This is a genomic window from Erwinia sp. SLM-02 (genome assembly GCF_037450285.1).
Classification (GTDB): Bacteria; Pseudomonadota; Gammaproteobacteria; order Enterobacterales; family Enterobacteriaceae; genus Erwinia.
This window is the reverse complement of record NZ_JAQISN010000002.1, coordinates 52,184-72,102: the sequence shown is the minus strand read 5'-3', so window position 1 is coordinate 72,102 and position 19,919 is coordinate 52,184. Positions and strand designations below refer to the sequence as shown.

The window sequence follows — 19,919 nt, the reverse complement described above, 5'->3', positions numbered from 1 at the left end:
AGAAGTCAATGCAGTACCCGATAAATGAAATGTTCCAGACGTTGCAGGGCGAGGGGATTTATACCGGCGTACCGGCAATTTTTATCCGCTTACAGGGCTGCCCGGTAGGGTGCAGCTGGTGTGATACCAAACACACCTGGGATAAGCTGGCCGATCGGGAAACCTCGCTGGGGGATATTCTGCTCAAGACGGTGGAAACCGATGCCTGGGGCGCGGCGGATGCCGAGGCGCTGATTGGCGTGATCCGTGGCAACGGCTGGACGGCCAACCACATCGTGATCACCGGCGGCGAGCCGTGCATTCACGATCTGACGCCACTCACGGCAAGTCTGCAGCAGCAGGGCTTTAGCTGCCAGATTGAAACCAGCGGCACGCATACGGTGCGCTGTACGCCGCAAACCTGGGTGACGGTATCGCCGAAGGTGAATATGCGCGGTGGCTATGACGTACTGAATCAGGCGCTGGTGCGTGCGGATGAGGTGAAGCATCCGGTGGCGCGTCAGCGTGATGTTGATGCTTTGGATGCACTGCTGGCCACGCTGGATGATGACAAAGCGCGGATTATTGCTCTACAGCCGATCAGCCAGAAAGCGGATGCGACGCAGCTTTGTATTGATACCTGTATTGCCCGCAACTGGCGGCTGTCGATGCAAACGCATAAATATCTGAATATTGCCTGATGCAGTGGGGGACGCGCATCTGAGTGCGTCCCCCTTATCGCTTACTTACCTGATTTCGCTTTCCAGGCATCATACGCCGATTTAATTTCGGTCTTCGCCGCAGCGGTATCACCGAAACCGTTCAGCTCAACTTTCTTACGCCCGTCCGGCAGCTGCTTGTAGACGCGGAAGAATGCTTCCAGACGTTCCTGCTCGATCTTAGGCAGGTCGCTCATTGATTTAATGTCGTCATAGGTCGGATCGATTTTGCTGGCCGGAACCGCCACGATCTTGTCGTCGGACTCGCCGCCGTCGATCATTTTCAGCACGCCGATTGGGCGCAGTTTGATCAGCGTACCCGGTGCCATTGGTGCGCGGGTGTAGAAGATCACATCCAGCGGATCGCCGTCACCGCCCAGTGACTGGGTCAGCGAGCCGTAGTTGGCCGGGTAGGCCACCGGCATGGACTGGAAGCGGTCGGCAACGATAAAGCCGGTTTTTGCGTCGGTTTCATACTTGATAATGCCGCCTGCCGGGATCTCGGTCAGCGCATAGAACTCTTCCGGATTGTTATCCGGCTGAGGGAAGTCGAGGATGTTAATGGTGCTGGCCTGGGCGCAGGCGGAAAAAACCAGAGCGATAACGGAAAGTTTGCTGAAAAGCTTCATTGAGATTCTCTTGATCTTTAGTGGAGAGCGACAGACTAGAGAGCGGGCGTGACAGGAATATGACAAAATATTTCAAATACGCCCGTGAACGGGCGTGGGAGGCGGTGGCGCAATCGCAGGCGCAAAACGGGCTGAGGATGCAGCCCGCTCGGGTGTTATTTGGACACGTCAGTCCCGAAGTATTTCACTGAAATACGCTGCCAGGTGCCGTCGCTCTTGATATCGGCCAGTGCCTTATCAATCGCCTCTTTCAGCTGCGGGTTACCTTTCTCAATCAGAATGCCTACCTGCTCGGCATCGGAACGGCTGGCGACGATTTTCACCGGCGCATCGGGCTTGTGCTTTTTGAAATCGAGGAACGACAGGTTATCGTTGATCGTGGCATCTGCGCGGCCCTGGGCCACCAGATCAACCGACTGGTTAAAGCCGTCGGTGGCGACGATGTCAGCACCGTAGCTGCGCGCCAGCTGGGCATAGTTACTGGTTAAGGTGTGCGCCGATTTTTTCCCTTTCAGGTCCTCGAAACTTTTGATCGTTTTATTGTCATCGCGCACAATCAGCGCCGCTTTCGAAGAGAGGTAAGGCGCTGAGAAATCATATTTTGCCTGGCGCTCCGGGGTGATCGACACCTGGTTAATCACTGCTTCATAGCGTTTGGCATCCAGGCCGGCGATCAGGCCGTCCCATTTCCCCTCAACAAATTCGGCCTTCACCTTCAGGCGCTTAGCCACTTCGCGGCCAATATCAACGTCGAAGCCGGTTAACGCGCCGGAAGCGTCGTGGAAGGTAAACGGAGGATAGGTGCCTTCGGTGCCGATTTTAAATACGCCCGCCGACTGGATTTTTGCCAGATCGGTTTCCGCCAGCGCCGCGCCGGAGAAGCCGAGTTGTACCATGCCTGCCAGCAGCAGCGTTGCAATAGTTTTCATAGTTATTACTCCTGAATAGGTTCGGTAATGTCGTCTTAGGTTCAAATTTCCCAGGAATCGGGCAGGGTTTCGGTCAGGGTAGAGATAAACGCTTTGGTCCGGGATTTTTGTGCCCGGGTAAAAATGTCCTGTGAGGTGCCGGTCTCGACGATTTCGCCCGCTTCCAGGAATACCACCTGCTGCGCAATGTTGGCCGCCAGCCGCAGATCATGAGTGGCCATCAGCATGGTCATTCCTTCTTTTGCCAGCTGCCGTAAAACCGCCACCACCTCAAGCGACAGCTCGGGGTCCAGCGCGGACGTTGGTTCATCGCACAGCAGTACCTTCGGCGAGGGGGCCAGCGCCCGGGCAATCGCCACGCGCTGCTGCTGGCCGCCGGAAAGATTGGCCGGCCAGGCGTCGCGCTTGTGCAGCAGCCCCACTTTGGCAAGCAGCTCTTCGGCGCGCTCGCGCGCCTGTCTGACCGGCTGCTTATGCACGGTGATCAGCCCTTCGGTAATGTTTTCAATCACCCGCAGATGCGGGAACAGCTGGAAGTTTTGAAACACCATGCCGGTCTGCTGGCAGATGCGATAAACATCTTTTCTGCCGGCACGCCCGCTGCCGTTAAACACTATTTTTTCTTTTCCGAGCGTTAATTCTCCGGCCTGCGGAACCTCCAGTAGATTTACGCAGCGCAGCAGGGTGCTTTTCCCGCTGCCCGACGGGCCAATTAATGCCGTTACGCTGCCTTCTTTAATCGTCAGGTTAATATTTTTTAATACGGGGTTATCGTCGAATCTTTTTTCAATGCCGGACAGCGTTATCATTTTCATTCCCCTTCACTGCGCCTGTATTTTCCAGCTTTTTCTCCAGACGGGTCTGTAGAGAAGAGAGCACCGAACTGATAATTAAATAAACGATCGCCGCCTCGGTATATAATATCAACGGCTGATAGGTCACGGCAGCAATACGCTGCGCGGCAAGGAACAGCTCGGGAACGGTAATCACCGATGCCAGCGAGGTATCCTTAACCAGTGAAATAAACGTATTCGACAGCGGTGGCACGGCAATACGTGCCGCCTGGGGAATAATCACCCGACGCAGCGCCTGCGCCCAGCTCATACCGATGGAGTGTGCGGCTTCCCACTGGCCTTTCGGCACGGACAGCAGGGTGGCGCGAATGACCTCTGATGTATAGGCACCGATATTCAGCGTAAAACCAATTATCGCCGCCGGAAAAGCATCCAGCGTAATACCGGCGCTGGGCAGGGCATAGAAAATAAGAAACAGCTGCACCAGCAGCGGCGTACCGCGAATAAGCCAGACGTAAAAACGGACAACCTTCTTTAACGGCTCCGGCCCATATAAACGCACCAGCGCGACAATAAAGCCCAGGGATAAGCCCAGAATAAATGAAATCAGCGTTAACGGAATGGTAAAGGTCAGCCCGGCATACAGCATGGGCCAGAATGAATCGATTGCTAAATTAAGCCATGCGGGCACGCGACACCTTTTCTTAATAAGTTATTATTATTGATCTGAACTTATGGCGAGAGACTATCACGAACTAAAAAAACGACTATATATCGTGATTTGCTATTATATATTCGATAAGAATATATAAATTTCAATAAAGCTATGCCGGATTTCGCATAAAGGCGGTAATCCGGACGTCACGCGGCAGGGATGCCGCGTGCCGAGGCCCGCAGGGAGCGTCTTTTGCCGTTCCGGTGTGCTCAGACTGACCTCATCCCAGGTACCGACTATCAGGCAATGGTGTGACGATCGCCCTGTAACCGGCAGCGGGGCCGATTAGCCGCGATACACGCAGCCGGCGGTGCAGGTTTCTTTGACCATGACCGCGCTCAGCAGCGGCAGTACCGGTTTCATCTCCTGCCAGATCCAGGCCGCCAGCACTTCACTGGTAGGATTTTCGAGGCCCGGAATGTCGTTCAGGTAGTAGTGATCCAGACGATCGTAAACCGGCTTAAATGCCGCTTTGATCTCGGAAAAGTCCATTACCCAGCCGGTATGTGTATCCACCTCACCGGTGATCTCCAGGCGCACCATAAAAGAGTGCCCGTGCAGTCGGCCGCATTTATGCCCGGCAGGGACATTCGGCAGATGGTGAGCGGCTTCGAATTGAAAATCTTTAAACAGCGTGGTCGCCATGGTTACAGTCTCAGTCTTGATAGTGAAAACCGCCGCAGGATACCGGAAAACAGCTTTTTTCGCACCCGTTTCCCGGCGGCGGGGCTGGGGCAAAGTGTAAACCAGGGGCTGACCTTTTTAACGATTTGATAAACAAGCATATTATCAACCTGTTTTGCCAATAAGCCTTACCTGAAAAACCATTTAGTCATTTTGGTTATTAATTATTGCCAACCCTTATTTAAGGGTTATTCTGCTTGCCCTTACCCTGTCAGTAATCAGATCTCCGACACTGGAATTATCGACGCAATGACGACTCAGGCACCTTCAAATATGCTTCCGCTGAATCCCGACCAGCTTGCCCGCTTACAGGCAGCGACCGGGGATTATACCCCTACCCAGCTTGCGTGGCTGTCTGGTTATTTCTGGGGCATGGTTAACCAGGCTCCCGGTGCCGTTGTGGCTGCCGCACAGGCTCAGGTTGAGGTGCCGTCCATCACTATTCTTTCCGCCTCGCAGACCGGTAACGCTCGCCGCCTGTCAGAACAGCTGCGCGATGACCTTATTGCCGCGAAGCTTAACGTCAACCTGGTGAATGCCGGTGACTATAAGTTCAAGCAGATTGCGCAGGAGAAACTGCTGGTGGTGGTCACCTCCACGCAGGGTGAGGGTGAACCGCCGGAAGAGGGCGTGGCGCTGCATAAATTCCTGATGTCGAAGAAAGCGCCTAAAATGGACGCCAGCGCCTTTGCGGTGTTTGGCCTTGGCGATACCTCTTATGAATTCTTCAGCCAGGCGGGGAAAGATTTCGATAACCGGCTGGCCGAGCTGGGTGCTGCGCGCCTGCTGGATCGCGTTGATGCCGATGTTGAGTACGCCGCGGCGGCGGAAGCCTGGCGTAAACAGCTGGTAGAAATCTTACAGGCGCGCGTGCCGAAAGAAGCCCCTGCCGCTGCGGCGGTCACGGCGTCCGGCAGCGTTAATGAGATCCATAGCAGTCCTTACACCAAAGAAGCCCCGCTGACCGCCAGCTTCGCGGTCAATCAGAAAGTCACCGGCCGCGATTCCGATAAAGACGTGCGCCATATCGAGATCGATTTGGGTGAGTCAGGATTGCGCTATCAGCCCGGTGATGCGCTGGGCGTGTGGTTTGAGAACGACCCCGCGCTGGTGAAAGAGCTGCTTGAGCTGCTGTGGCTGAAGGGCGATGAGCCGGTCAGCGTGCACGGTGAAACCCTGCCGCTGGCCCAGGCGCTGCAAAAACACTATGAGCTGACGGTGAATACGCCGCAGATCGTCGAGCAGTATGCCAAACTTTCCCATAATGAAGCGCTGCTGGCGCAGATCGCCGACAAAGCCAGCCTGCAACAGTATGCGCAGAATACGCCAATCGTTGATATGGCCCGCTTCGCGCCGACAGAGCTGAACGCTGAACAGCTGACCGGGCTGCTGCGCCCGCTGACGCCACGCCTCTATTCGATCGCCTCTTCTCAGGCTGAGAACGAAACGGAAGTGCATATTACCGTTGGCGTGGTGCGCTATGAAATTGAAGGCCGCGCCCGTGCCGGTGGTGCCTCCAGCTATCTGGGCGATCGCCTGGCGGAAGACGATGAAATCCGCGTGTTTATCGAGCACAACGACAATTTCCGCCTGCCTGCCAATCCGGAAACCCCGGTAATCATGATCGGCCCGGGCACCGGTATTGCGCCGTTCCGCGCCTTTATGCAGCAGCGCGATAATGACGGCGCGGGCGGCAAAAACTGGCTGTTCTTCGGTAATCCGCACTTCACCGAAGACTTCCTGTATCAGGTGGAGTGGCAGCGCTACGTCAAAGACGGCCTGCTGACCAATATTGATTTAGCCTGGTCTCGTGACCAGAAACATAAAATATACGTACAAGATAAGATCCGCGCGAAAGGGGCGGAAGTGTGGAGCTGGATTCAGGAAGGCGCACACATTTATGTCTGCGGCGATGCCAATCGCATGGCTAAAGACGTTGAGCAAGCATTACTGGAAGTGGTGGCCGAATACGGTGGCATGGACATCGAAACGGCAGATGAATTTTTAAGTGAGCTGCGCATTGAGCGCCGTTATCAGCGAGATGTGTACTAATGAGCAATGAAAGATACCCGGGTCCGCTGGTCGTCGAAGGTAAACTGGTCGACGCCGAGCGGATGAAAAAACAGAGCAACTTCCTGCGCGGGAGTATTGCTGCTGACCTGAACGACGGCCTGACCGGCGGCTTTAACGGCGACAACTTCCTGATGATCCGTTTTCACGGGATGTATCAGCAGGATGACCGCGATATTCGTGCCGAACGCGTCGAGCAGAAGCTGGACGCGCGCCATGCGATGATGCTGCGCTGCCGTCTGCCGGGCGGCATCATGACGCCGCAGCAGTGGCTGGCCATTGATAAATTCGCCACGAACAACACCATTTATGGCAGCATTCGTCTGACTAACCGCCAGACTTTCCAGTTCCACGGTATTCTGAAGGGCAACGTTAAACCGGCCCACCAGATGCTGCATGAAGTGGGTCTGGACGCGCTGGCCACCGCTAATGACGTGAACCGTAACGTGCTGTGCAGCTCTAACCCGATAGAGTCTGAACTGCATCAGGAAGCGTACGAATGGGCGAAGAAGCTCTCCGAGCACCTGCTGCCGCAGACTCGCGCCTATGCGGAAATCTGGCTGGATCAGGAGAAGGTGGCTACCACCGACGTTGAGCCGATCCTGGGTGAAACCTACCTGCCGCGTAAGTTTAAAACCACCGTGGTCGTGCCGCCGCACAATGACGTGGATCTACACGCCAACGATCTGAACTTCATCGCGATTGCTGAAAACGGCAGGCTGATTGGCTTTAACCTGCTGGTGGGTGGCGGCCTGTCCATCGACCACGGTAACAAAGCCACCTATGCGCGTACCGCCAGCGAGTTTGGCTATTTCCCGGTGGAAAAAATCCTTGATGTCGCGGCAGCGGTCGTGACGACCCAGCGCGACTGGGGCAACCGCACCGACCGTAAAAACGCCAAAACGAAATATACGCTGGAGCGCGTGGGGCCGGACGTCTTTAAAGCCGAGGTTGAACGCCGCGCCGGCGTCACCTTCGAGCCGATCCGCCCGTATGAATTTACCACCCGTGGCGATCGCTTCGGCTGGGTAAAAGGCATTGATAACAAATGGCACCTCACGCTGTTTGTGGAAAACGGCCGCCTGCTTGATTACCCGGGCCGCCCGTTGAAGACCGGCCTGGTGGAGATCGCGAAGATCCATCAGGGCGACTTCCGCTTGACCGCCAACCAGAACCTGATTGTGGCCGGCGTGCCGGAATCGGATAAAGAGAAAATTGAGCAGATTGCGAAGCAGCACGGCCTGATGGAAAACGTCAGCCACCAGCGCGAAAACTCCATGGCCTGCGTGGCGTTCCCGACCTGCCCGCTGGCGATGGCGGAGGCCGAGCGCTTCCTGCCGGAGTTTGTCACGCGAGTGGAAGGCATCATGACCGGGCACGGAGTCGGCGACGAGCATATCGTGCTGCGCGTCACCGGCTGCCCGAACGGCTGTGGTCGTGCGCTGCTGGCCGAGATTGGCCTGGTGGGTAAGGCGCCCGGACGTTACAACCTGCATCTGGGCGGTAACCGTATGGGAACCCGTATCCCGCGCATGTATCGTGAGAACATCAATGAAACGGAGATCCTGGCGACGCTGGATGAGCTGATCGGCCGCTGGTCGAAAGAACGTCAGGCGGACGAAGGCTTCGGTGACTTTACGATCCGTACCGGCATCGTCAGACCGGTGCTCGATCCGGCCCGTGATTTCTGGGAATGATGGAGGTGTAAGATGGCGGGACTCGATCTCTCTGAACTGAATGCACTACCGAAGGTGGAGCGCGTAATGGCGCTCGCCGAGATCAATAACCGGCTGGATAAACTGTCAGCCGAAGATCGGGTGATCTGGGGGCTGGAGAATTTGCCGGGCGAAGCGGTGCTGACCTCAAGCTTTGGCATTCAGGCGGCGGTGAGCCTGCATCTGGTCACCCGGCAGAAGCCGGATATTCCGGTGATCCTGACCGATACCGGCTACCTGTTTCCGGAAACCTATCAGTTTATTGATAAGCTGACGGAGCAGCTGGATCTCAATCTTAAAGTCTTTCGCGCCGAACACAGCGCGGCCTGGCAGGAAGCACGCTACGGCAAGCTGTGGGAGCAGGGCGTGGAGGGGATTGAACGCTACAACCAGATCAACAAGGTTGAGCCGATGAACCGTGCGCTGGAAAGCCTGAACGCACAGACGTGGTTTGCCGGTCTGCGCCGCGATCAGTCCGGCAGCCGGGCGCATCTGCCGGTGCTGGCGATCAAGAAAGGCGTATTTAAACTGCTGCCGATTATTGACTGGGATAACCGCCAGGTCTATCAGTACCTGCAGCAGAACGGTCTTGATTACCACCCGCTGTGGGAGCAGGGCTATCTCTCCGTTGGCGACACCCACACCACCCGTAAATGGGAACCGGGTATGGCTGAGGAAGAGACGCGCTTCTTTGGTCTGAAGCGCGAGTGCGGCCTGCACGAGTGATGTTGTTAGTTGATAGCAGCCCTGTGCAACGTGTTGGGCTGCTGTTGGTTTAGCAGGGCTAACCCGCCAGCTAAGGAACAGAAGCTTATCATTAGCGTTAGCTTCTGTTTTCGCGCATTTATTTATGGCGTAAGGCGGCGTTAACGTGCCCTGCTGAGTCGCGTACCCGTCTCAGATCCCGGTCAGCCCGGCAAATTCTTCCGCCGAGCGGGTGATGTTCACTTTCGTTACTTCATAGCTGGCCACGGCCTGGAAGGGATCTTCCGCCAGAATGGCATCCAGCCGCGCCCGATCGATATCCTTCACCATGATCATCCCACCGGTACGCGGATCTTTGCGCCCGGCGCTGATAAATATCCCTTCAGCAAAGTAACGGTTAATCCACGCGACGTGCGGCTCCAGTACGGCTTCAACGTCTTGCATCGGGCGGGTGTAGCTGAGAAAAACAATATACATGATGGCTCCGGCAGGTCAGGGATTGGCCAGCTCGCGGATCAGCGGCAGCAGCACGGCCACGGTACTGTGGGTTCGGCTGGTGATGCGGCCCGGAAGCCAGCGGTCGATGTAGGCCAGATTATCACGTTGGGCCTGATTGCGTAGCCCGGCGGGAAAATGCTGTTTCAGCACGGCGGGCACTTTGCTTGCCGGGCCGTCGCTGGTGCCGACCGTCATCAGCGGGAATCCGGCGCGGTCGAAGGGGCTGCCGTTCGCATTCTGCTCTTTTTTACCCACGGCCTGAATCCCGCTGCGTCTGGCCAGCGTCAGCGCCCGGTCGCGGGTCTGGCGCATCACCGCCTGTGGCGTGTTATTCCCGCTGCTGAAGGTCAGATGGTTGCCAACGATCAGGCTGTTGAGGTTAATCACCAGCAGGGTATTTTGTTTCTCCTCCGGCTTCATTCGCGCCAGGTAATCTTCGCTGCCCCGCTGGCCGATCTCTTCCCCGCTGAGCGCGACAAAGCGCAGACTGTAGTGCAGGTGTTCCTTGCTCAGGCGCTCCGCCAGTTCCAGCATTACCCCGAGGCCGGAGGCGTTATTGTCCGCCGCCTGAGCGGTCAGCCCGCCGAGGTTTTTCTGCACGTCGGCATCGCTCTGCGGCGATGTGCTGTCGCTGTGGGCGAGAATCAGGATCTGCTGTGGGACATCGCCTTCGCGCGCGGCGATCACCGAGGTCGCATTGATATTGCGCCACGTGTCTTCGCCGTCCTGATGATGCCAGGGATAGCGGGTGTTAAAACGGCGTGTATCGCTTTTATAGCCCAGCTGGCTGAACTGCTGCTGCAGATAGTCCGCGGTCAGCATCTCCGCCGGGCTGCCCGCCATGCGTCCGGGAAAATAAGTGGCAATATGGCGCAGCTGCTGCTCGGCAATGCTGCCCACTTTTCCCGCTGATGCGCCAGCCGGCAGGCTTATCCCGCAGCCGATTAACGCTGCCAGCGCCCCCAGACGCAGTAAGGTGAACATTCGAAATTCCTTAATCATTATCCCGAGTTAAATCGGGCGAAAATTTTTGCTCCGTTAGTATGAAATTGTGACGCGGGTTGCACAATTTCATTTGCTCTGAAATACCCGAAATATCATCCGTTAAGCACATTTTGTTCGCAGCTTTACCATAACGTTATTCCATTCGGTAACTACTCATTCCAATTAGTAATTTCATAAGCCTTAATGCGGGGACGTATAGTCCTGTTAACTTTATGTGATAAGCGACAGGGTTTACGTGGATTATCTTCCTCTATTTGCAGATATCAGACACAAACCGGTGCTGGTAGTGGGCGGCGGCGATGTGGCTGCGCGCAAAATCGAACTGCTGCGGCGCGCCGGTGCGCGGGTACTGGTGGTATCACGCGAACTCTGCGAAGAGCTGGCCGAACTGGAAACCCAGGGCGAAATTGAATGGCTGGCGAAGGCCTATGATGCCGCTCAGCTCGATCGCGTATTTTTTGTGATTGCCGCCACCGACGATGGCGACCTCAACGGCCAGGTGTTCCAGGACGCCACCGATCGTTTCCTGCTGGCCAACGTCGTGGATGACCAGCCGAAATGCTCCTTTATTTTCCCTTCCATCGTCGATCGCTCGCCGCTGGTGGTGGCCATTTCATCCGGGGGAACCGCACCGGTACTGGCGCGCCTGCTGCGTGAAAAAATTGAAACCCTGCTGCCCGCCACGCTGGGCCAGATGGCAGAAATTGCCGGTCAGTGGCGCGGTAAGGTTAAAGCCCGCTTCAGCAAAATGTCCGACCGCCGCCGATTCTGGGAAAAAGCCTTTAACGGGCTGTTTGCCAGCCAGGTGGGGTCCGGCAACGTGGACGGCGCTCGCCGCACGCTGGATAAGCAGCTGGATGAACCGGAAGCCGCGCAGGGAGAGATTATCCTTGTCGGCGCCGGTCCGGGCGACAGCGGTCTGCTGACGCTACGCGGGCTGCAGGTAATGCAGCTTGCCGACGTGGTGCTGTATGACTATCTGGTCAGCGATGAAATTCTGGATTTAGTCCGCCGCGATGCCGACCGCATCTGCGTCGGTAAACGTGCCAACGCCCACAGCGTGCCGCAGGAAGAAACCAACCGCCTGCTGGTTGAGCTGGCCAAACAGGGTAAACGCGTGGTGCGCCTGAAGGGCGGCGATCCGTTTATCTTTGGTCGCGGGGGCGAAGAGCTTCAGGCGGCGGTGGAAGCGGGTATCCCGTTCCAGGTGGTACCGGGCGTTACTGCCGCCGCGGGCGCAACCGCCTATGCCGGCATCCCGCTGACCCATCGCGATCATGCCCAGAGCGTGCTGTTTGTCACCGGCCAGTGCCGCGCCGACAGCAGCGGCACCGACTGGCCGTCGCTGGCGCGTGCACGGCAGACCCTGGCAATTTATATGGGATCGGCAAACGCCGGCGACATCGCCAGCCAGCTTATCGCCCACGGGCGCGATCCGAAAACCCCGGCGGCGGTGATTGGCCGCGGCACCCGTCAGGATCAAAAGGTGCTGACCGGCACGCTGGACCAGCTCGACGAACTGGCACGCAACGCCCCAACTCCGGCGCTGTTAGTGATTGGCGAAGTGGTCAATCTGCATCAGCAGCTGGCGTGGTATCAACATTCTGCGCAGCAGGACGGACGCGAGTCCGCCGTTGTGAATTTGGCTTGAGGAAAAGTTATGGATCAAAAACGTCTGACTCATCTGCGTCAACTGGAGGCGGAGAGTATCCATATCATCCGCGAAGTGGCGGCAGAGTTCGCCAATCCGGTGATGATGTACTCCATCGGTAAAGACTCATCGGTGATGCTGCACCTGGCGCGTAAAGCCTTCTACCCGGGAACCCTGCCGTTCCCGCTGCTGCATGTTGATACCGGCTGGAAATTCCGTGAAATGTACGAATTCCGCGATCGCACGGTCAAAAACATCGGTGCCGAGCTGCTGGTTCACCGTAACCCGGAAGGCGTGGCGATGGGCATCAGCCCGTTTGTCCACGGCAGCGCCAAGCATACCGATATCATGAAAACCGAAGGGCTGAAGCAGGCGCTGAACAAATACGGTTTTGATGCGGCCTTCGGCGGCGCGCGTCGCGATGAGGAGAAATCCCGCGCGAAAGAGCGTATCTACTCCTTCCGCGACCGTTTCCACCGCTGGGATCCGAAAAACCAGCGCCCGGAGCTGTGGCACAACTATAACGGCCAGATTAACAAAGGCGAAAGCATCCGCGTTTTCCCGCTATCTAACTGGACCGAGCTGGATATCTGGCAGTATATCTTCCTGGAAAATATTGAAATTGTTCCGCTTTACCTGGCCGCTGAGCGCCCGGTGCTGGAGCGTGACGGCATGCTGATGATGATCGACGACGAGCGCATTAACCTGCAGCCCGGCGAGAAAATCGAGCAGCGCATGGTGCGTTTCCGTACCCTGGGCTGTTGGCCGCTGACCGGCGCGGTGGAATCTGAAGCGCAGACCCTGCCGGAAATTATCGAAGAGATGCTGGTTTCCACGACCAGCGAGCGTCAGGGGCGGGTGATTGACCGCGATCAGTCAGGCTCCATGGAGCTGAAGAAACGCCAGGGTTATTTCTAAGGAGCCGTCATGAACACTATCATTGCACAACAGATCGCCGATCAGGGCGGTGTGGAAGCCTGGCTGCACGCTCAGCAGCACAAAAGCCTGCTGCGCTTTCTGACCTGCGGCAGCGTCGACGACGGCAAAAGTACGCTGATTGGCCGCCTGCTGCACGACACCCGACAGATTTATGAAGATCAGCTCTCTTCGCTGCATAACGACAGCAAGCGCCACGGTACGCAGGGCGAGAAACTGGATCTGGCTCTGCTGGTGGACGGTCTGCAGGCCGAGCGCGAGCAGGGCATCACCATTGATGTGGCCTACCGCTATTTCTCTACCGAGAAGCGGAAATTTATTATCGCCGATACGCCGGGGCACGAGCAGTACACCCGCAATATGGCGACCGGTGCCTCGACCTGCGATCTGGCCATTCTGCTGATCGATGCCCGTAAAGGCGTGCTGGATCAAACCCGCCGCCACAGCTTTATCTCCACGCTGCTGGGCATCAAGCATCTGGTGGTGGCGATCAATAAAATGGATCTGGTGGAGTACAGCCAGCAGACCTTTGAAGAGATTAAACAGAGCTACCTCGACTTCGCCGAACAGCTGCCGGGCGATCTGGACATCCGCTTTGTACCGCTTTCCGCGCTGGAAGGCGAAAACGTCGCGTCGCCGAGCGCTGCGATGAACTGGTACAGTGGCCCGACGCTGCTAGACGTGCTGGAAACCGTAGAGGTGCAGCGCGTGGTTGAGCAGCAGCCGATGCGTTTCCCGGTGCAGTACGTTAACCGCCCGAACCTCGACTTCCGTGGCTACGCCGGTACGCTGGCGTCAGGCGTGGTGCAGGTCGGTCAGCGGGTGAAAGTGCTGCCGTCCGGCGTGGAGTCTGCGATTGCCCGTATCGTGACCTTTGATGGCGATCTGCAGCAGGCCAGCGCGGGCGAAGCGATTACTCTGGTGCTGAAAGATGAAATCGACATCAGCCGTGGCGATCTGCTGGTGGCCGTTGATGCCGATCTCAAGCCGGTACAGGGCGCGTCGGTCAACGTAGTATGGATGGCCGAACAGCCGCTGGTCCCGGGCCAGAGCTTTGACGTGAAAATCGCCGGTAAAAAGACCCGCGCCCGCGTGGAGAAAATTCAGTATCAGGTTGAGATCAACAACCTGACCCGCCATGAGGCGCAGGAGCTGCCGCTGAACGGGATCGGCCTGGTGGATGTCACCTTTGATGAGCCTATGGTGCTGGATCCGTATCAGCAAAACCCGGTGACCGGCGGGATAATCTTTATCGATCGCCTGAGCAACGTTACCGTGGGTGCCGGGATGATACTGGAGCCGCTGGCGGAAGCACAGCAGGTGGCCGGTAACTACAGCGCCTTTGAGCTGGAGCTGAACGCGCTGGTGCGCCGTCACTTCCCGCACTGGAACGCACGCGATCTGCTGGGCGGTAACTGATATGGCCCTGCATGATGAGAATGTCGTCTGGCACGATCATCCGGTGAGCCGGGAAGAGCGTGAAGGGCAGCACGGTCATCAGGGCGCGGTACTGTGGTTTACCGGGCTTTCCGGCTCCGGTAAATCCACAGTCGCCGGTGCGCTGGAACAGGTACTGCATCGCCTGGGCGTTAGCACCTATCTGCTGGATGGCGATAACGTGCGCCACGGGCTGTGCCGCGATCTGGGCTTCAGCGATGACGATCGCCGGGAGAATATTCGCCGGGTAGGGGAAGTGGCGAAGCTGATGGTGGACGCCGGGCTGCTGGTGCTCACCGCGTTTATTTCTCCGCACCGTGCCGAGCGGGATATGGTGCGCGAGATGTTGGGAGAAGGGCGCTTTATTGAGGTGTTTGTGGATACGCCGCTGGCGATTTGTGAAGCACGCGACCCGAAAGGCCTGTATAAAAAGGCCCGAGCCGGAGAGCTGCGAAATTTCACCGGCATCGACGCGGTTTACGAAGCGCCGCTGCGGGCTGATATCCACCTTGACGGTGAACAATTAGTAACACATTTAACCCTTCAGATATTAGACCTGCTGCGCCAGCGCGATATTATCAAACCCTGATACAGCTACGGTTAACGCCCTCGCGGGCGTTACTCCGGTGGGGCATCGTTTCGATGTTCCGCTCAAGCGTGAATGGGATATCTATGCAAAACGTCACCCCTCTGCTGGCAAGAAAAGACAAAGGCGATCAAGATGAGGCCTCCTGGCCATTTCCTGGCGGCGTGGTGGGCTTCGCTTCATGGTGGGTAGCCCTGGCAACAACGTTTGCCCTGTACGGTTCAAACACCCTGTTTTTCTTCCTCTACACCTGGCCCTTTTTTCTTGCACTGCTTCCGGTTTCCGTACTGATCGGGATTGCAATCAGCGTGGTGCTGCGCGGGCATCTGATCTGGACTACGCTTGCAACAGTCATCGTGGTGGTTTGCCTGTTCTGGCTGCTCTTTAGCCAGCTAACCGGCTGGTGACTGCGTGACCCGATGTGCAAACGCATCTCAGCGTTACAAAATTTTTCGTTAACAGGCGCCAGATATCACCTCTCTTTTGGTGCTTTTTGCCGCGTTTCCGCGTCATAGTCTGAGAAAACAGCTCTATTTCACTGGCAGAGTGGAGTCGTAGTAAAAGTTATGGGATGATTGAGCCGTTTTTCAGGGGGCGGGGATGGGAAAACTTACGCTGCTGTTACTTGCATTACTGGGCTGGCTGCAATATTCGCTCTGGCTGGGCAAGAACGGCATTCATGACTATACGCGCGTTAATGAGGATGTTGCTGTGCAGCAGACCAATAACGCCAAGCTTAAAGCGCGCAACGATCAGCTGTTTGCCGAAATCGACGATCTTAACGGCGGTTCGGAAGCGATCGAGGAACGCGCACGCAACGAACTGGGTATGATTAAACCCGGTGAGATTTTCTATCGCCTTGTGCCGGATCAAAGCAAACGAAACGCGCAGCAAAGCCAGCCAACCAACCAGTAACGATAACCATGAACATTGCAGACTCCTGTCCGCGCGTGATCGCCGTTGTGCCTGCTGCGGGGATCGGCAGCCGCATGCTGTCTGAGTGCCCCAAGCAGTACCTTTCGATCGGCAATAAAACGATTCTTGAACACAGCCTTGATGCGCTGCTGGCGCATCCGGCAGTGACGAGGGCGATCGTGGTGCTGAGCCCCGACGATGTCCATTTTTCGCGGCTTCCGCTGGCCAACGATCCGCGCATTGTTCAGGTCACGGGCGGCGCCCAGCGTGCTGATTCGGTGCTGGCCGGTTTAAAGGCGGTTGAAAACGCGCAGTGGGTGCTGGTGCACGATGCTGCCCGCCCCTGTCTGCATCTCGGCGATCTGACCCGCTTGCTGGAACTGACTCAGCGCAGTGACGTCGGCGGCATTCTTGCCGCGCCGGTGCGCGATACCATGAAGCGGGCGACGGCCAGCGGAGCTGAAACCATTGCCCATACGGTTGAGCGTGAGGCGCTGTGGCACGCCTTAACGCCTCAGCTGTTCCCGCTGGTGCTGCTGCGAAATTGCCTGGAGCGCGCGCTGCGCGAAGGTGCCAGCATCACCGATGAAGCCTCTGCCTTAGAATACTGCGGCTATCATCCGGAATTAGTCAGCGGACGCAGTGATAATCTTAAAGTAACCCGGCCGGAAGATCTGGCGCTGGCCGAGTTTTATCTGACCCAAATTTATAATAAGGAGAACGCATAATGCGTATTGGTCACGGTTTTGATGTACACGCTTTTGGCGGCGAAGGCCCGCTGATTATTGGCGGCGTGCGTATCCCTTATGAAAAAGGATTACTGGCCCACTCCGACGGTGACGTGGCGCTGCATGCGCTGACCGACGCGCTGCTGGGTGCTGCGGCACTGGGCGATATCGGCAAACTGTTCCCGGATACCGACGCCGCCTATAAAGGCGCGGACAGCCGCGAACTGCTGCGCGAAGCGTGGCGGCAGATCGAGAAGAAAGGCTACCGCGTGGGCAACGTTGACGTCACGATTATTGCCCAGGCACCGAAAATGCTGCCGCATACGCCGCAGATGCGCATCAATATCGCTGAAGATCTGGGCATCCATATGGATGAGGTCAACGTGAAGGCCACCACTACCGAAAAGCTGGGCTTTACCGGCCGCGGTGAAGGTATTGCCTGTGAAGCCGTCGCGCTGCTGATTAAGGTCTGAAGATGGATTTAGCAAAGCAGAACTGGCTGTACGGTAAGCCTACAGCAGAAGGCGTGCTGAAGGCTGCGGCGGAAGATTTCGTCGTGGTCGAGGATCTCGGCTACGCCCCGGACGGCGATGGTGAACAGCTGCTGGTGCGCATTCGCAAAACCGGCTGCAACACGCGTTTCGTGGCCGAAGCGCTGGCCAGATTCGTCGGTATTCATCCGCGCGATGCCAGCTTTGCCGGAATGAAGGATCGCCACGCCGTTACCGAACAGTGGTTCTGCCTGCGCCTGCCGGGGAAAGAAACGCCGGATATGCGCAAATTTGTGCTGGAAGGTGTGGAGGTGCTGGAGAGCGCCCGGCATCGGCGCAAACTGCGTACCGGTGCGCTGCAGGGCAACGCCTTCCGACTGGTGCTGCGCCAGGTGACCGATCGTGATGCGGTAGAGCAACGCCTGAAGCAGATTGCTATTGGTGGCGTACCCAACTATTTCGGCAGCCAGCGGTTTGGTCATAACGGTAACAACCTGCAGATGGCGCAGCGCTGGGCAGCGGATGAAATCCGCGTGCGCGAGCGTAACAAGCGTAGTTTCCTGCTCTCTGCGGCGCGCAGCGCAATGTTTAATCAGGTGGTCAGCGATCGCCTGGCACAGCAGGGTTCGTTGACCAAGGTGTTAAACGGCGATGCCCTTCAGCTGACCGGACGCGGTAGCTGGTTTGTTGCCGAGGCGGAAGAGCTGGCGGCCCTGCAGCAGCGGGTCGACGACAACGAACTGCGGATCACCGCTCCGCTTCCGGGCAGCGGTGAATGGGGCACGCGTGAGGATGCGCTGGCGCTGGAGCAGGCTTCTCTGGCATCGGAAAATGCGTTAATCGACCTGATGACGCGTGAGAAAGTGGAAGCGGCGCGCCGCGCGATGCTGGTAATCCCCCGTGACCTGCAATGGGTCTGGCTGGATGATGCCACGCTGGCGATGAACTTCTGGCTACCGGCGGGAAGCTTCGCCACCAGCGTGGTGCGCGAACTGCTGCTGCCGCAGGGCAGCGCCGACGAGGTTGATGAATAACGCGCTGACCTGCTACTTCACTGCCGCTTCGGCGGCAGCTGCTTGATGATTGAAACCAGAAACTTACACCTACCACAACCCGAATCATCCAGCTAAAATGGCTTCCAGCCACGCCTTTTATTCCGCGTATTTTTCATACGCCCAGCGGTCAGCACGCCTCGCTGGGGAATCGGGCGAACAAAAATTATCAAACAGGTCAGGTGTTAAATGCGAATTTTGTTGAGTAACGACGATGGTATCCATGCGCCCGGTATTCAGGCGCTGGCAAAGGCGCTGCGCCAGTTTGCTGAGGTCCAGGTTGTTGCTCCCGATCGTAACCGTAGCGGGGCGTCAAACTCGCTGACGCTGGAAACACCACTGCGCACGTTTGACTACCCCAACGGTGATATTGCCGTGCAGATGGGAACGCCTACCGACTGTGTTTACCTTGGGGTAAATACCCTGATGCGCCCTAAGCCGGATATTGTGGTATCCGGAATTAATGCCGGGCCGAACCTTGGTGATGATGTGATCTACTCCGGGACCGTTGCGGCGGCGATGGAAGGACGTCACCTGGGGCTGCCCGCGCTGGCGGTCTCGCTGGACGGGCATCAGCACTATGAAACGGCGGCGGCGGTGACCTGTTCGATTTTGCGGGCGCTGGAGCGTGAACCGCTGCGTACCGGACGAATCCTGAATATCAACGTGCCTGATTTGCCGCTGGAGCAGATCAAAGGGATTCGCGTGACGCGCTGCGGCAGTCGCCATCCCAGCGACAGGGCAATTGAACAGCAGGATCCGCGCGGTAATACACTGTACTGGATTGGGCCGCCGGGCGATAAGCTCGATGCGGGCCCGGGTACGGATTTTGCCGCGGTTGATGAGGGTTATGTTTCCGTTACCGCTCTCCATGTTGATCTGACGGCCCATGCGGCACAGGAGGTTGTTTCTTCCTGGCTGGCCAGCGTTGAGGTTAACCAGCAATGGTAAGCGGCGGCCGGATCGATACGCTGCTTGCGCTGCTGCGTAAGCAGGGCATTAACGATGAGCGATTGCTGCAGGCTATAGAAGATGTGCCGCGCGAGCGCTTTGTTGATGAAGCCTTTGAGCATAAAGCCTGGGACAATATGGCGCTGCCTATTGGCTCCGGACAGACCATTTCTCAGCCCTACATGGTCGCCAGGATGACCGCGCTGCTGGAGCTGACGCCGCAGTCGCGGGTGCTGGAAATCGGCACCGGCTCCGGCTATCAGACGGCGATTCTGGCGCATCTGGTTGAACATGTTTGCTCGGTGGAACGTATTAAAGGATTACAGTGGCAGGCCAAGCGCCGGCTGAAACAGCTCGACCTGCATAATGTGTCAACCCGGCACGGTGACGGCTGGCTGGGCTGGCGTTCCCGGGGGCCCTTTGATGCGATTATCGTCACGGCTGCCCCGCCGGAGGTCCCTGATGCTCTGCTGGCGCAGCTGGATGAGGGAGGGGTTATGGTTCTGCCGGTGGGGGAAGAGCAGCAGGTTTTGCAGCGCATTCGCCGCCGGAGCGGGGAGTTTGTGGTTGAAACGATTGAACCCGTTCGCTTCGTCCCGCTGGTGCAGGGCGATCTGGCCTGAGAGCGGCCGCTAAGAAAGATTAATACAACTGTTTCATGGCACGTTGTGGTTGATATTGCTAGTATCTGAATAATTCGCGCGGGCTGACAGAAGATGCTGTCAACCAT

At 57.3% G+C, this 19,919-nt stretch carries 22 protein-coding genes; 15 read left to right on the top strand and 7 right to left on the bottom strand.

The features are described from left to right. Window positions 1-8 precede the first annotated feature (8 nt). Window positions 9-680 (top strand): 7-carboxy-7-deazaguanine synthase QueE, encoded by a 672-nt coding sequence (gene queE / locus PGH32_RS13610; protein ID WP_200547037.1) that lies wholly within the window; start codon window positions 9-11, stop codon window positions 678-680. A 41-nt stretch (window positions 681-721) separates the two neighbouring features. On the opposite strand, the gene PGH32_RS13605 is transcribed toward queE, so the two are convergent. The 5 genes from PGH32_RS13605 to queD all read right to left on the bottom strand — a co-directional run bounded on the left by PGH32_RS13605 (window position 722) and on the right by queD (window position 4,410). Continuing rightward, a complete protein-coding gene (locus tag PGH32_RS13605; protein WP_200563377.1) occupies window positions 722-1,327 on the bottom strand; it encodes an inorganic diphosphatase in 606 nt (201 codons plus the stop codon). A 155-nt stretch (window positions 1,328-1,482) separates the two neighbouring features. Next, a complete protein-coding gene (locus tag PGH32_RS13600; RefSeq protein ID WP_314426048.1) occupies window positions 1,483-2,256 on the bottom strand; it encodes an amino acid ABC transporter substrate-binding protein in 774 nt (257 codons plus the stop codon). A gap of 41 nt (window positions 2,257-2,297) precedes the next feature. Next, complete coding sequence (locus PGH32_RS13595; RefSeq protein WP_314426141.1) at window positions 2,298-3,065, bottom strand: amino acid ABC transporter ATP-binding protein; 768 nt, start codon at window positions 3,063-3,065, stop codon at window positions 2,298-2,300. Further along, window positions 3,043-3,741: an amino acid ABC transporter permease gene (locus PGH32_RS13590; protein ID WP_314426051.1), complete on the bottom strand. Its 699-nt coding sequence runs from the start codon at window positions 3,739-3,741 to the stop codon at window positions 3,043-3,045. Before PGH32_RS13590 ends, PGH32_RS13595 begins: the two co-directional genes overlap by 23 nt. Window positions 3,742-4,050: 309 nt before the next feature. After that, window positions 4,051-4,410 carry a 6-carboxytetrahydropterin synthase QueD gene (queD, locus tag PGH32_RS13585; protein WP_337894313.1) on the bottom strand — a complete coding sequence of 120 codons (360 nt, stop codon included), beginning with the start codon at window positions 4,408-4,410 and terminating at the stop codon, window positions 4,051-4,053. A 288-nt stretch (window positions 4,411-4,698) separates the two neighbouring features. On the opposite strand from queD, the gene cysJ reads away from it, so the two are divergent. From cysJ to PGH32_RS13570, 3 genes are read left to right on the top strand one after another with little or no spacing between them, the layout of a single operon-like run. Next, window positions 4,699-6,501: an NADPH-dependent assimilatory sulfite reductase flavoprotein subunit gene (gene cysJ / locus PGH32_RS13580; RefSeq protein WP_337894312.1), complete on the top strand. Its 1,803-nt coding sequence runs from the start codon at window positions 4,699-4,701 to the stop codon at window positions 6,499-6,501. Beyond that, window positions 6,501-8,216 carry an assimilatory sulfite reductase (NADPH) hemoprotein subunit gene (cysI, locus tag PGH32_RS13575; protein WP_314426057.1) on the top strand — a complete coding sequence of 572 codons (1,716 nt, stop codon included), beginning with the start codon at window positions 6,501-6,503 and terminating at the stop codon, window positions 8,214-8,216. Before cysJ ends, cysI begins: the two co-directional genes overlap by 1 nt. 12 nt (window positions 8,217-8,228) lie before the next feature. Next, window positions 8,229-8,960: a phosphoadenylyl-sulfate reductase gene (locus PGH32_RS13570; protein WP_314426058.1), complete on the top strand. Its 732-nt coding sequence runs from the start codon at window positions 8,229-8,231 to the stop codon at window positions 8,958-8,960. A gap of 171 nt (window positions 8,961-9,131) precedes the next feature. On the opposite strand, the gene PGH32_RS13565 is transcribed toward PGH32_RS13570, so the two are convergent. Together PGH32_RS13565 and PGH32_RS13560 are read right to left on the bottom strand one after the other, a co-directional pair. Next, window positions 9,132-9,416: a YciI family protein gene (locus PGH32_RS13565; protein WP_314426060.1), complete on the bottom strand. Its 285-nt coding sequence runs from the start codon at window positions 9,414-9,416 to the stop codon at window positions 9,132-9,134. Between the two features lie 15 nt (window positions 9,417-9,431). After that, window positions 9,432-10,421, bottom strand: a complete 990-nt coding sequence (locus tag PGH32_RS13560; protein WP_314426062.1) for an aminopeptidase — start codon at window positions 10,419-10,421, stop codon at window positions 9,432-9,434. Between the two features lie 256 nt (window positions 10,422-10,677). Here PGH32_RS13560 and cysG point away from each other — a divergent pair, with 256 nt between their 5' ends. From cysG to PGH32_RS13505, 11 genes are all read left to right on the top strand, one after another. Then, window positions 10,678-12,093 carry a siroheme synthase CysG gene (gene cysG / locus PGH32_RS13555; RefSeq protein WP_337894311.1) on the top strand — a complete coding sequence of 472 codons (1,416 nt, stop codon included), beginning with the start codon at window positions 10,678-10,680 and terminating at the stop codon, window positions 12,091-12,093. A gap of 9 nt (window positions 12,094-12,102) precedes the next feature. Further along, on the top strand, window positions 12,103-13,011 hold the full coding sequence (gene cysD / locus PGH32_RS13550; RefSeq protein ID WP_105593945.1) for a sulfate adenylyltransferase subunit CysD: 909 nt from the start codon (window positions 12,103-12,105) through the stop codon (window positions 13,009-13,011). 9 nt (window positions 13,012-13,020) lie between these two features. Then, window positions 13,021-14,448, top strand: a complete 1,428-nt coding sequence (gene cysN / locus PGH32_RS13545; RefSeq protein WP_337894310.1) for a sulfate adenylyltransferase subunit CysN — start codon at window positions 13,021-13,023, stop codon at window positions 14,446-14,448. 1 nt (window position 14,449) lies between these two features. Next, a complete protein-coding gene (gene cysC, locus PGH32_RS13540; RefSeq protein WP_314426072.1) occupies window positions 14,450-15,055 on the top strand; it encodes an adenylyl-sulfate kinase in 606 nt (201 codons plus the stop codon). A gap of 83 nt (window positions 15,056-15,138) precedes the next feature. Continuing rightward, window positions 15,139-15,459, top strand: a complete 321-nt coding sequence (locus PGH32_RS13535; protein ID WP_314426074.1) for a DUF3561 family protein — start codon at window positions 15,139-15,141, stop codon at window positions 15,457-15,459. A 193-nt stretch (window positions 15,460-15,652) separates the two neighbouring features. Continuing rightward, window positions 15,653-15,967 (top strand): cell division protein FtsB, encoded by a 315-nt coding sequence (gene ftsB / locus PGH32_RS13530; protein WP_314426076.1) that lies wholly within the window; start codon window positions 15,653-15,655, stop codon window positions 15,965-15,967. Window positions 15,968-15,975: 8 nt separating this feature from the next. After that, window positions 15,976-16,695, top strand: coding sequence for a 2-C-methyl-D-erythritol 4-phosphate cytidylyltransferase (gene ispD / locus PGH32_RS13525; RefSeq protein ID WP_337894309.1), 720 nt, complete (start codon window positions 15,976-15,978; stop codon window positions 16,693-16,695). After that, the gene (gene ispF, locus PGH32_RS13520) at window positions 16,695-17,168 is read left to right on the top strand and encodes a 2-C-methyl-D-erythritol 2,4-cyclodiphosphate synthase (protein WP_123330897.1); all 474 of its coding nucleotides are present in this window, start codon (window positions 16,695-16,697) and stop codon (window positions 17,166-17,168) included. The genes ispD and ispF overlap by 1 nt, the downstream gene beginning before the upstream one ends. A gap of 2 nt (window positions 17,169-17,170) precedes the next feature. Then, the gene (gene truD / locus PGH32_RS13515; protein WP_314426081.1) at window positions 17,171-18,220 is read left to right on the top strand and encodes a tRNA pseudouridine(13) synthase TruD; all 1,050 of its coding nucleotides are present in this window, start codon (window positions 17,171-17,173) and stop codon (window positions 18,218-18,220) included. A 207-nt stretch (window positions 18,221-18,427) separates the two neighbouring features. Then, window positions 18,428-19,189 carry a 5'/3'-nucleotidase SurE gene (gene surE / locus PGH32_RS13510; protein WP_337894308.1) on the top strand — a complete coding sequence of 254 codons (762 nt, stop codon included), beginning with the start codon at window positions 18,428-18,430 and terminating at the stop codon, window positions 19,187-19,189. Beyond that, window positions 19,183-19,812 (top strand): protein-L-isoaspartate(D-aspartate) O-methyltransferase, encoded by a 630-nt coding sequence (locus tag PGH32_RS13505; RefSeq protein WP_314426086.1) that lies wholly within the window; start codon window positions 19,183-19,185, stop codon window positions 19,810-19,812. The genes surE and PGH32_RS13505 overlap by 7 nt, the downstream gene beginning before the upstream one ends. Window positions 19,813-19,919: the final 107 nt, after the last annotated feature.